10 protein-coding genes are annotated in these 12,049 nt (G+C 62.4%); 3 read left to right on the plus strand and 7 right to left on the minus strand.

Annotation, left to right across the window (positions count from 1 at the left end; genetic code table 11):
* Positions 1-17 precede the first annotated feature (17 nt).
* The 7 genes from tssF to tssA form a co-directional block, all read right to left on the minus strand.
* Entirely contained in the window at positions 18-1,799 is a 1,782-nt protein-coding gene (gene tssF, locus FHX03_RS15155) for a type VI secretion system baseplate subunit TssF (RefSeq protein ID WP_183854354.1), read from the minus strand.
* Positions 1,792-2,301 (minus strand): type VI secretion system baseplate subunit TssE, encoded by a 510-nt coding sequence (gene tssE, locus FHX03_RS15160; RefSeq protein ID WP_183854356.1) that lies wholly within the window; start codon positions 2,299-2,301, stop codon positions 1,792-1,794. Before tssE ends, tssF begins: the two co-directional genes overlap by 8 nt.
* Positions 2,294-3,124, minus strand: a complete 831-nt coding sequence (locus FHX03_RS15165) for a type VI secretion system accessory protein TagJ (protein WP_183854358.1) — start codon at positions 3,122-3,124, stop codon at positions 2,294-2,296. Before FHX03_RS15165 ends, tssE begins: the two co-directional genes overlap by 8 nt.
* Positions 3,121-4,557, minus strand: a complete 1,437-nt coding sequence (gene tssC / locus FHX03_RS15170; protein WP_281413122.1) for a type VI secretion system contractile sheath large subunit — start codon at positions 4,555-4,557, stop codon at positions 3,121-3,123. Before tssC (FHX03_RS15170) ends, FHX03_RS15165 begins: the two co-directional genes overlap by 4 nt.
* 21 nt (positions 4,558-4,578) lie before the next feature.
* The gene (gene tssC / locus FHX03_RS15175; RefSeq protein WP_183781428.1) at positions 4,579-6,060 is read right to left on the minus strand and encodes a type VI secretion system contractile sheath large subunit; all 1,482 of its coding nucleotides are present in this window, start codon (positions 6,058-6,060) and stop codon (positions 4,579-4,581) included.
* A gap of 131 nt (positions 6,061-6,191) precedes the next feature.
* On the minus strand, positions 6,192-6,716 hold the full coding sequence (gene tssB / locus FHX03_RS15180; RefSeq protein ID WP_183854361.1) for a type VI secretion system contractile sheath small subunit: 525 nt from the start codon (positions 6,714-6,716) through the stop codon (positions 6,192-6,194).
* An 82-nt stretch (positions 6,717-6,798) separates the two neighbouring features.
* A complete protein-coding gene (gene tssA, locus FHX03_RS15185; RefSeq protein WP_183854363.1) occupies positions 6,799-7,863 on the minus strand; it encodes a type VI secretion system protein TssA in 1,065 nt (354 codons plus the stop codon).
* A gap of 231 nt (positions 7,864-8,094) precedes the next feature.
* Here tssA and tssH point away from each other — a divergent pair, with 231 nt between their 5' ends.
* The 3 genes from tssH to FHX03_RS15200 all read left to right on the plus strand — a co-directional run bounded on the left by tssH (position 8,095) and on the right by FHX03_RS15200 (position 12,044).
* Positions 8,095-10,857: a type VI secretion system ATPase TssH gene (gene tssH / locus FHX03_RS15190; protein ID WP_183854365.1), complete on the plus strand. Its 2,763-nt coding sequence runs from the start codon at positions 8,095-8,097 to the stop codon at positions 10,855-10,857.
* A gap of 41 nt (positions 10,858-10,898) precedes the next feature.
* A complete protein-coding gene (locus FHX03_RS15195; protein WP_009990920.1) occupies positions 10,899-11,375 on the plus strand; it encodes an Hcp family type VI secretion system effector in 477 nt (158 codons plus the stop codon).
* 75 nt (positions 11,376-11,450) lie between these two features.
* Complete coding sequence (locus FHX03_RS15200) at positions 11,451-12,044, plus strand: hypothetical protein (RefSeq protein ID WP_183854366.1); 594 nt, start codon at positions 11,451-11,453, stop codon at positions 12,042-12,044.
* The last annotated feature ends 5 nt before the right edge of the window (positions 12,045-12,049 follow it).

A 12,049-nucleotide genomic window follows, 5' to 3' on the forward strand; every position in this document is an offset into this window, starting at 1 on the left:
CGGCTGGCGTTCCTTTCTCAGAGAAGCGGGCGTTCGGCGGCGCGCGCCGGCCAGCGGGCGATCGGCCTCGACTGTCCCTTCATGCCGACAGTGAGCCGGGTAAAGCTGTTGACCGAGGTGTAGAGGCTGAAGAAACGGTCGAGCACGCTGCCGAACAGGAAGGCCGAAGGCCGGTCGATCGCGGCCGGATCGAATTCCAGCGCGATCTCGGTACCGGGCACCATGCCGCCGCTGCCGAGACGGGCGGTCGAACTGGCGGCCTTGATCCTGACCAGTGCATCGGCGAACTGCTTGGTCTCGGGACTGTCGCGGAAAGCATAGAGCGACAGGATGTCCTTCAATGCGGCCCCCTCATTGTCGAACAGCGACAGATGGTTGAGGAGGAGATGCGACATCAGCCGCCAGTTCCGCCCGTCCTGATCGTTCATTCTGACCGACGGTGTCGGGGGGATCAGCGCCTCGACGCCCGCCACCGCCTCATGGCCGGAGGCGAGCTGCAGCAAGGGGTGGCCGCCGCCGAAGGGAAGCTGTTCCGGCAGGTCGCGGTTGAGGCAGAGCGTATCGACGCTCGCCACCGTATCGACCGGACCGGCCGGCCGGCGCTGCCGATCGACGAAGGCGATGTCCATATCGCTGGTCCTGTCGTCTTCGTCGAAACGGCGAGAGGCCTGCCAGTAGGTCGCGCTCGCGCCTGCGCGTTGCGATCGTCCGAAGAAGGGCTGGCAGAATTCCTCCTGGCCGCGCGATCCGGTCAGCAGTACGCGGTCGATCGAGTAAATCTCGCGGGTCTTCTGACGGCGCGCATCCGGCAGCAGACGGTATTCCGTGCGGGTGCCGTCGACGGCGATCGGCTCGCAGACCTGGCGAAACAGGTTGACGACGGGCGTGGCGTTGAGCGCGAAGTCGCGGGCCGAAACCGCCCGCTCGAGTTTGGCGTCGCTTTCCCCGAGGTAGACGAAGAGTTCCAGCGTTTCCCCTCGCCAGGCGTCGAGCCCTTCGATATCGAGAAACAGGAATTTCCTGGGCAGAGCGAAAAATTCGGTGAGCAGCCGGTAGCCGATGAAGCTCGGCGCCGGATAAGGCAGCATGGCCTCTTCCGGCTCGAAGCCGACGGGTTTCAGGTTGCTTGCCGGCAGGAAGATCGGCGAACGGTCGTCTGTATGTTTGGCAAGCGCGATGCCGAGCGTGTGGTTGGCAAGCAGTTCGTAGATCGCCACGGCCTGCTGCCAGGCAGAGGGAATGTGCAGGCGCAGCCGGCTGACGCCGAGGCTGCCGAAGGGCTTGCGGGCGTCGAGGCTGCGAATGGAGAGCCTGAGGCAGCCGGCAACGCCGGCATAGGCCGAAACCGGCGCATTGATCGGCTGGCCGGAAAGCGCAGCACTGGCGATCTCGATCGGCGCCATCTCGACGTCCTGCGTGGTGCGGAAGCGGCAGGCTTCGCCTCTCACCGGCTCGGCGAGCACCTCCGTGTGGCGGGGCACGGTCTGGACCGAGGCGAGGGTGTCGCCTGGGCGGAACTTGACGATGCTCATCGAGGGCAGGGGTGCGAGATAATGCGGATAGAGCGTTTCAAGCAGGCCGTCGGTCAGTTCGGGAAATTCGTCGTCGAGCTTCTGACGCACGCGCGCGGCCGAATAGGCGAAACTCTGGATCAGGCGTTCCACATGCGGGTCGTCCGCGACGTCGCCGGTCATGCGCAGGCGTCCGGCGATCTTGGGGAAAGCGTCGGCAAAGCGCGCGGCCCGGCGGCGCAGCGCCAGCAATTCCTCATTGTAGCGGTGCAGGAAACCTTCAGCCATGCGCCGCCTCCACGAGGACACGCTGGGTCGACGGATCGATGGTCGATTCGAAGCTGATCGGCGGCATGCCCTCATGCAGGCGGAAGGTCGCCTGGATGCGCATGCGCAGCGCCCGTTCGGTCATCGTCCGGCTTTTCAGGATCGTCACCCTGATATCGGCAAGCCGCGTCTCGAACAGCGCAACCCGCCGCTCGATCGCTTCCGCCAGCTTGAGCTTGGCCTGGTCGGTCATCAGATTTGCTGAGACGATGCCGTCGACGCCGTAGCTCACCAGCGCGTCCCGCAATTCGGAAAGGCCCGTCGGTGGCGTCGTCGGGCATCGCCGCGTATTGAGCAGCGCTTCGAGATCGCGGCGGATCGCCTCCCTGACCTCGCGGACCTGGTCGACGAAGCTCATCGGCGGATCGGCGGCGCGATCCGGGGCCTCGTCGATCAGCCTGTCGAGGATCGAGCGGGACAGGACGCGGTCGCGCAGCCGGTAGCGTTCGAGCGGATCAGCCATGCGCGACCTGCCTGCCGGCAGAGCTTGCCGGCACGATCTCCACACTTTGGGTGTCGTGGAAGGAGACGAGTTCGTCGCCGGCGAGGAAACAGCGCTGGCCGCGGCCGGTGGTGATGCCGCTCGCTTCCTCGACCCATTCGGTTTCGCGTCCGAGCCTCAGCGCCGCATCCTTGCCGGTGCCATGATAAACCGCCGGCAGAAGCACCGATGCAGCGGCGCCGTCGATCAGCGTCAATTCGGCGCGACGGAAGGCGAGATCTCGCGGCCGGGCAATCGGCTCGATCGACAGGGCTGATATCTTGGCGAAGTCGATCCAGAGATAACCGCCGCCGGTCATGATGACTTCGAGAGCGTGCGGCGTGCGGTCGTCGAGGTCGCGGAAATCGGAGACCGCCTTGCCGTTCCAGATCAGCTGGCGCTCGCCCCTGAGGTCTTCGAGCGCAGCGAGCGCCGTTTTCGTCGCCTCCGCATCGCCATCACGATGGGCGATGCCGAGGCGGACGGCGAGCCTGTCGAGTTCGCTCGGCCCTTGCGGAAATTCCGGCAGCGCAGCGCTTTCGAACCACGCGTCGCGTGCCGCCATCGCCCGAAGTTCGTTGCGCAGCAGGGCAAAGCCCATCGTCGCGTCGGGCGAGAGGGTCGCGGCAAGGCTGCATTGATTGTCCGCCCGCTCATATTCCCCGGCAAGGACGAGAAGATCGATATAGAGATGCCGCGCCTCCTGATCGGAGGGCTTGGCCTTCAGATGCGCCTTGACCTCCTCGAGCGCGTCCTCGAGGGCGTTGTCGCTGAGCGATTGGGCGATGCTGGCGGAAAGCGTCATGCGGACATCCTCTCGGGTATGGCAACCGGGCGGCTCAGGATCTGGCCCGTGGTTGCGGTCTCGGCGATGAGATGGAAGCTCGTGGCAACGTCATCGAGCTGGAAATGCGGCTGCAGCCGGACCGTACAGGAGAAGCTGCCGGGCTTTCCCGGGATTTCGGCGACGCCGATGCCGGCCGAGCGCAGCGGAAAGCGGGTGCGCAGCGCAATGTCGGCGTCGTCATTGCCGAGCGTATAGGCGCTCAGCCAGTCCATGAGCTTGCGCTCGATCGAGATCGCATCGGAGAGCTGGCCGATTTCGTCGCGCATGATGACCTTGAGATAATGCGCGAAGCGCGAGGCGCAGAGCACATATTGCAGCATGGCGGCGAGGCGGGCGTTCTGGCGTGCATGCTCATTGGAATAATGCGGCGGTGCATGCAGCGACTGATTGGAATTGAAGATCGCCGCAGAGGAGAGATAGGTGGTCGCGGCCGGGATGATGCCGAGATCGCAGAACTGCTGCTCCTGGCTGCTGGTCAGCTGAATTTCGACCGGCGCCTGGGCTGATAATCCGTTGCTCTCCGTGCCGAAGTCATAAGGCGGCAATTCGCTAGCACCCAGCAGGCCGCCATCGACCGCATCCTGCGTGACGCCGCGGATCTCCGCAAACCAGCCGGACGCGATGAAATTGCGGATGACGACGGTCGCAAAGGCGAAAGCGGCGTTGCCCCAGAGCAGCGAACTGCCGTCGGCGGCAATGCTTTCGCGGAAGGGAAAGGCGTCATTGCGATCGCGCGCATGCGGCGCAAGCGGCGGGCGCATCAGGATGCGCGGCGCGACGAGCCCGAGGAAACGTGAATCCTCGCGGGCGCGAAGACCGTTCCAGCGGATACGGTCCGCCTCGGTGGCTAGCCAGGAAAAGTCGTTGACCCGGTTCATTTCGTGAAAATCCTCAAGCCCGATCGACAGCGGCGCGGCACCCGCGACGAAGGGGCAGAAGGCGGCGGCCGCCACCATGCCGATCTGCGACAGCGTGCTGACTGAATCGCCGTCGGCGGGATCGCGCGGAGAAAGATGATAGTCTCCGACCAGCAGCCCGTAGGGTTCGCCGCCCGGCATGCCGAATTCGCGGCTGTAGATCAGTTCGAAGAGGTGGCTCTGGTCGAAATCGCTGGCACGCTCCATGCTGCGCGCGAGCTCACGCCAGCTGACGCTGAGAAGCTTGACCTTCACCTCGCCGCTGCGGCTTGCCTCGCGCACGAGCATGGCAAGCCCACGCCATCTCGCCTCCATCGCCTGAAAATCGGGATGGTGGAGGATGGCATTGACTTGCCTGTTCAGCGCCTCGTCGATCAGCGTAATCAGCTGATCCGCCCGGCGCCGCCATTCAGTGCTGGAACCCATCGTCGACCTGACCACATGTTTCGGAAGAGCTTGGCGCGGCGGTTTCAGCCGCGCCGGAGCCTGATTTCATCAGTTCTTCGAAGGAATCCGCGCGACCATGCGCAGCGAGGTGGTCAATTCCTCCATCTGCAGCCACGGACGCATCCAGGCCACGGCGTTGTAGGCGCCCGGCCTGCCGGGAATTTCCTGGACAGTGACCTTCGCCTCGCGCAGCGGATATTTCGCCCGCGATTCCTCGCCGGCATCGTCATTGGCGTTGACATAGTTGGAGATCCAGCGATTGAGCCAGGCCTCGCAATCTTCCGCCTCCATGAAGGAACCGATCTTGTCGCGGCCCATGACCTTGAGATAATGGGCGAAGCGCGAGGTCGCCATCATATAGGGCAGACGGGCTGAAACGGCCGCATTGGCAGTGGCTTCGGGCCGGTCGTAGAGCTTCGGCTTGTGCGCCGTCTGTGCCCCGAAGAACACCGCATAGTCGGTATTCTTGTAGTGGCAGAGCGGCAGGAAGCCAAGCTTGCCGAGTTCGGCGTCGCGTCGATCGGTAATGCCGACTTCCGTCGGGCATTTCAGGTCGAGGTCGCCGTCGTCGCTGGAGAAGATGTGCATCGGCAGGCCTTCGACCTTGCCGCCGTTTTCCGCGCCGCGGATCGCGGTGCACCAGCCGTTCTTGGCGAAGGCTTCGGTCAGGCGCGTGCCCATCACATAGGCCGCGTTCATCCAGCAGTAGGAGCCGTGCGGCAGCTCGCCGGTCTTGGAGCCGCCGGTTTCGTCGAAGTTGAATTCTTCGATCGGGCTGGTCTTCGGACCGTAGGGCATGCGGGCGAGCACACGCGGCATGGCGAGCGTCACGAAGCGGGAATCATCGCTTTCGCGCAGGCTCCGCCACTTGGCATATTCGACCGTCTCGAAAATCTTTTCGAGATCGCGGGGCTTTGCCAGCTCGCGGAAATCCTCGAAGCCGAACATGCGCGGGCTTGCCGCCGAGATGAACGGCGCGAAGGCGGCTGCGGCGATCATCGAGACACCCTGCAGAAGCTGGACGTCGTCGAAGGAATTGTCGAATTCGTAATCGCCGATCAGCGCGCCCATCGGTTCGCCGCCCGGCGTGCCGAATTCGTCTTCATAGACCGATTTGAAAAGCCTGGACTGGTCGAATTCGACGGCCTTTGCCAGATCCTTGGCGACATCGCGCTTGGATGCATTGAGCACGCGGATCTTCAGATTGGCGCTGGTCTCTGAATTCTTGACGAGATAGTTCAAGCCGCGCCAGGCTCCTTCGAGCTTGGTGAACTCCGGCGACTGCATGATTGCCGCGAGCTGGCTTGATATCGCCTTGTCGATCTCGGCAATAGCGTTGTTCAAGGTGATCGTCAGGTTCCGATCATAGGTGACGGTGCCCTTCAGGGCTTGATCGGTGAGCGTGCGCAGAAGGTCCTGCGCACGGTCGGGCTCGGTCTGGCGGGTTGCCGCAACCACCTTCGAGAGCAGGTTCTCATCAGGTGTGAAGCCTACTTCTTCCTTTGTCTGCAATTGCGTTTCGGCGGTCATCTATCGATCCTTTTTTGCGAAAGCGGCGGCCCTCGGGGTGTGAGGGGTTCCCTTCAAAAGGGGCCGCTGCCGGACAACGACTCTTCAGGAATTGAGCGCGCGGGCCGCTATCGGTCCGCGATCCCGGGCACTCAGTTCAACACGTCCTTCGCGTCTTCGGCTTTGTCTCCGCCAAGCTGGGCCACCAGCTGCGAGAGATCGGCCTTGTTCTGCAAGATATCCTCGAGCAGACGCTCGAGCTCCTCGGAGCGGTCCGCCTTGCTCATCAGATCGCGCAGCTGGTTGCGGGCGTTGAGCAGTGCCTTCAGCGCCGGCACCTGATCGACGACTGCGCCGGGCTCGAAATCGGCCATGCTTTCGAATTTCAGCGAAACCGGAAGCTCGGTTCCGTCCTTTTCCAGGGTGTTCTCGACCGAGAGCGTCAGGCCCGGCGTCATGCGGCGCATGACGTCGTCGAAATTGTCGCGGTCGACCTGCACGAACTTGCGCTCGCCGAAAGCCTTGAGCGGTTGTGTCGGATTGCCGGAGAAGTCGCCGAGCACGCCGACGACGAAAGGCAGCTCCTTCACCACCATCGCGCCTTCGGTTTCCACTTCATATTTGATATGGACCCGCGGCTTGCGAACCCGTTCCAGTTTCTCATGTACACTTGCCATCGAGGCTCTCCTTCGTCTCATCGGCGGATTGCGAATTGCGGATGCTCCAGATTGCGGCCGGGCAGGGCCCGACCTCAGGCCGCTAGCTCCCCCTGTCGGTTACGGGCTGTATGCCGGCCGCCGTCAGCACTGCATTGCGCGTGTGCTGCTCAGGCAGGAGTTCGGCAAGAAGCTCGGAAAAATCCATGCGGCCGCGGCGCACCAGCGTCTCGATCGACATGGAGATCGGTGAATGGGGTTCGGTACGACGGAAATAGCGCGCAACGGCAGCGAGCAGTTCGAAGGCCTCTTCGCGTGAACGAATCATCTCGGCGCCGACGGGCTGCATGCGGACGGCCTCGGCCTCACCGAGATCGGTTGCCGGCAGCGGCTCGGAGCCTTGCGCGGCAGGGGTTTCGGATATGACCGAGGGAGCCTCGATGCCGGCGAGCATCCGAATTGCAGATGCTGCTTCCTGCAAAGCATTGCGTGTATTCGAACTGGGTGGCGCCTGATCCCCGCAGTGCATGTCAAGTATTTCGATCATGCGGTCGAAAGCGGCGATGCACTCGGTCACCACGCTGAGATGGGCTGACATCTGAGCGACACCGGCTTCTGCCGCCGCCTGCTGCAAGTCCTTGCGCCGCTCGGCTTCGTTCGGCCGCTGCGAAAGCTGGAAATCCCAGAGCGAAAACTGGGCGAATTTTCCGTCCGGGATCAATGAAGTCAAACGAATAGCCTGGATAAGCGTGCCTTCGCCGCCGACGCCGTTAAGACCCGCAAAAGGAGCGAACCGCTCCTCGAAATCGCCGTCTCCGATCGAGTGCAAAGTGTCGAAATACTTGTCTAAAAGCGACGCGGTTGCAACGTAGACGTCGCGCAATCCTGAGAAGCCGCGCAGCCGCAGCTGCGCTTCGGCAAGCCAGGCCAATACTTCTATGTCTTTGCTCCGGGAAGAAAGGATTTGCAATCCAAGATTGCTAACATCGTGCCAAGCGGGTGCAAGCGTAATAACGTCTCCTGGTGAAATACTACGTTCGGCTGTACGTGCGGCGTTTCTGGCATCTTTAATTCTATAGTATATTTCACGTGACGCAGTATTAGTCCGCACGTTTTCTCCGCACGGATAATTTTGTTCAAGTGGATCTATGATTTCTCGGACATTCACGCTGTTAAATACCTCAAAAATCTAAAAATACCGCGGCGGATCGGCATTTTGTGCGGCTTGTATTGGGTTGTCAACCATCTCCAGGTGATGACGGATTTATGACAACTTCAAGATATGCTCATTTTGGAAAATAGAGTCGTTTTTCTTCTGGACAAGGGTTTATGAGCGCCCTAGTTGTTGCTTCGCATCAAGAGGACGCACTGAATTTCGTCGAATAAACGGGACTTGCGGATGTCGAATATCGATCTCAATCGTCTGATAAGAACGCTTGAGCCCAATTTACGTGTCGGTCTTGAGACAGCGGCTTCGCTCGCTGTGCGCCATCAGCACGCCGTCGTGGATGTCGCGCATTGGCTTCGCTCCCTTCTTGATATTGCGGCGTTTTCCGCCGTTTTCGAAGAGCTCAAGCTCTCCTCGGAAATGCTGAGAACGGAGCTCGACGCGGCGATCGCCGACATTTCGCGGGAGGCCGGCGCGGCGCTGGCGCTCTCCCCCAACCTGCTCGCCCTTGGCCGGGAATCATTCCTGGTTGCATCGCTGCAGTGCGGCCGTAATGTCGTGCTGCTGGCCGACCTGCTCGCCGCCCTGACCGGCGATTCGGCATTACGGGTGGTTGTGCGCGGCATCGCCCCCTCGATCCGCAATCTCGACCGGGCAATGCTCGACAAATTGCTGGAGAAGGCGGCCCCTGGCCCGTCGGACCAGCTTTCTGTGCCGGCCGCGACATCGGCGGGCAATGAATTTTTGCGGCTCTACACCCACGACATGACGGCCGACGCCCGCGCGGGCCGCATCGATCCCGTCATCGGCCGCGACGGTGAGTTGCGGCAGCTGATCGATATTCTGACGCGCCGTCGGCAGAACAATCCGATCCTCGTCGGCGAGGCGGGTGTCGGCAAGACCGCGGTGGCGGAAGCGCTGGCATTGGAGATCGCCGCCGGCAATGTCCCGGCCCGGCTGAAGGATGTGAAGCTGCTGCTGCTGGACCTCAGCCTGCTGCAGGCCGGTGCCGGCGTCAAAGGCGAGTTCGAACGGCGCCTGCACGGCGTGGTCGACGCGGTAAAGACATCGCCGGAGCCGATCATTCTGTTCATCGACGAGGCGCACGGGCTGATCGGCGCCGGCGGACAGGCAGGGCAAGGCGATGCCGCCAATATCCTGAAGCCGGCTTTGGCGCGGGGAGAACTCAGGACGATCGCGGCAACGACATGGAGCGAATACAAGCGCTTCATCGAGAAGGATGCTGCCCTTACCCGCCGCTTCCAGACCGTGCATGTCCGCGAGCCGGACGAAGAGGCCGCAATCCGGATGCTGCGCGGCGTGGCGCAGAGCCTGAAAATCCATCACAAGGTGCGCATCCGCGACGAGGCGATCGTCGCCGCCGTCCGCCTTTCGGCACGATACCTGCCGGACCGGCAGCTTCCTGACAAGGCGATCAGCCTGATCGACACGGCTGCCGCCGCCGTGGCGCTGGCCCGGCAGACTAGGCCGGAGGCTTTGAAACAGCTTACCGACGAGCGCGATCTCCTGGAAACCGAGGCGAACTGGCTTGCGCGAGAACCCGAGACACCGGAAAAGGCCGCCCGGCTTGGCGAAATCGCCGGCAAGCAGCAAGAGATCGTTGCGCAGATCGAAGCGCTCCGGTCGCAATTCGAGGAAGAAAACCGGCTCGTCCGCGAGGCCGACCGGCTGGAGGAGTTCTTCTCGCCGGACGACGCCATCGTCCCGTTGGCGCCGGCGGACAGTGCCGGCGACGGCACGAATGTCGCGCCTTTCCCGCCGCAGGCCATGACCGCGGAAGCCGCGCGCGCCGCCTTTGCCGTGACGGAACGGACACTCGCGGCAGTGGCCGATCAAACGGCCCTGCTGCCGCGCGTTGTCGACAAGGAAGTCGTTGCCGCCATCGTGGCCCGCTGGACCGGAATTCCTGTCGGCAAGCTGCTGGCGGACCAGATCGAAACCGTCAAGACGCTCGACGCGCGCCTGAAGGAGAAGGTGCTCGGCCAGGACGCGGCGATCGAACGCATTGCTTCGGCCATGCGGGCCTCGCGCGCCGGACTTTCCGATCCGCGCCGGCCGCCGGCCGTCTTTCTGCTCGTCGGCATGTCCGGCACCGGCAAGACCGAAACGGCGCTGTCGCTGGCCGACATGCTCTATGGCGGCAGCCGCTATCTGACGACCATCAATATGTCCGAGTTCAAGGAGGAGCATAAGATTTCCATGCTCCTCGGCTCGCCGCCCGGCTATGTCGGTTATGGCGAAGGCGGTGTGCTGACCGAGGCGGTGCTGCGCAGACCCTACGGCGTGCTGCTGCTCGACGAGATCGACAAGGCCCATCCCGGCGTTCAGGAAATTTTCTATCAGGTGTTCGACAAGGGAACGCTGCGTGACGGCGAAGGCCGCGACATCGATTTCAAGAACACCACGATCGTCATGACCGCCAACACCGGTTCGGAAATGATCGCCGCACTTGCCGCCGATCCCGAGACGATGCCGGAGGCGGAAGCGCTGGAAGCGCTGCTGCTGCCGGAATTGCAGAAGCATTTCAAGCCGGCCTTCCTCGGCCGCACGACGGTGCTGCCCTTCATGCCGCTCGGGCCCGAGACGCTGTCGGGCATCGTCGACATCCAGATCGGCCGCATCCGCGAGCGGGTGGGTACGAGCTACGGCACGGCGCTGTCACTATCGGCGGAGGCACGGCAAGCGCTGATTTCGCGCGCCCGCATGAGCGAGATGGGCGCTCGCGCGATCGAGGTGATGATCGCGCGCGACCTCCTGCCCATTCTATCGACGTTTTTCCTCGATGCCGTTGCGGCCGGGAAAAAGATCCAAGGGATCGCCATCAATTATGACGGCCATCGCTTCGGCCTCGATGCCGAGCAGGCCGCCCCGCAGGAATTCGGCACGCCGGGGGAAAACCGGTTGTCGGATGAAGTAACCCCGAGCCGCAAGCGCACTCGGGGAGCAGCGAGAAGAAAGGCAACTACGCCTTAGACGCAACTAGGCACTCAACCGCCAATAGGAGAGCTTACAGCATGCCGATTTATCTTCAGATCGACGGGATCCAGGGTGATGCGACCCACGAGCAGCATCGCAAGTGGATGGATATCGAAGCCATCCACTGGAACGTTTCCCGCAACATGAACACCTCCGCTGGTTCGGCGGCCAACCGTGAAGCTTCCGAGCCGACCGTTTCGGAAGTGATCCTCACCAAGGTCAGCGATTCGTCGTCGACCAAGCTCTTCCAGGAGGCCTGCTCCGGCCGCACCGGCAAGCGCTCCGTCATCCATCTCGTCACCACGGGCAATCCCGGCGACACCTATATCGAGTATTCGCTCGAGAATACGCTGATCGCCAGCTACTCGATCGATTCCAACGGTGACCGCCCGGTCGAGACGATCAAGCTGAACTTCACCAAGATGGAAGTGAAGTACACGCCTTACGACGACAAGCACTCGCCGCAGTCGCCGATGATCGCTTCTTACGATCTCGCGACCACCAAGGCCGCCTGATATCCGCCTGGAACGGGCGCCGATCGTGGCGCCCGTTCACTCCATCCTCGTCGCGAGCTGAAGGAAGTCTTTCCCATGGGCGGATTGGCCATCGATAATGTGAAACTGACGAACTACCATCTCATCGTCGAGGAAGTATTCGACGAAAGCGTTTTCGGCATGGTCGCGCCCAGCTTCAAGATCAAGGGCGTCAAAGGGATAGGAACCAGCCATCTTCAGGTGATGCGCAGCGTTTATACCCTCGCCATCGGCGAAGACGTTTATTTCAAAGGCCGCAAGCTGCAGGGCTCGCCGGGGGCGCGGGAGTTGCTTTCGGAATTCTTCGAATCCGGAACGCAGCTGACGACCCGTCCAAATGGCCGCACGACGGTCATGCACCGCTATCTTGGCAAGAAGAATATGTTCACCGCCAAGGCGCTTGAGCATCAGAAGGCCTCCGTCACGCTGAATTTCTTTCCCATCTACGGCGAGGATCCGGCGCCGACCCGTCTGCTTTACGGCAATCCGGCGGTCACCTTCATCCAGAAGGCCGACGAGCGGCCGATGGCAGCCGCCTATTTCAACGGCAATAACAACCGCCTGGAACTTCTTCACTATTTCGATCGGCGCACCCTTGTCGACGGCTTTCTGAAACGCTTCTCGGAAGCATCTGCTGCGGCCGCAGGCTGAGAGGT

Source organism: Rhizobium sp. BK456, assembly GCF_014194045.1.
GTDB classification, from domain to species: domain Bacteria; phylum Pseudomonadota; class Alphaproteobacteria; order Rhizobiales; family Rhizobiaceae; genus Rhizobium; species Rhizobium redzepovicii.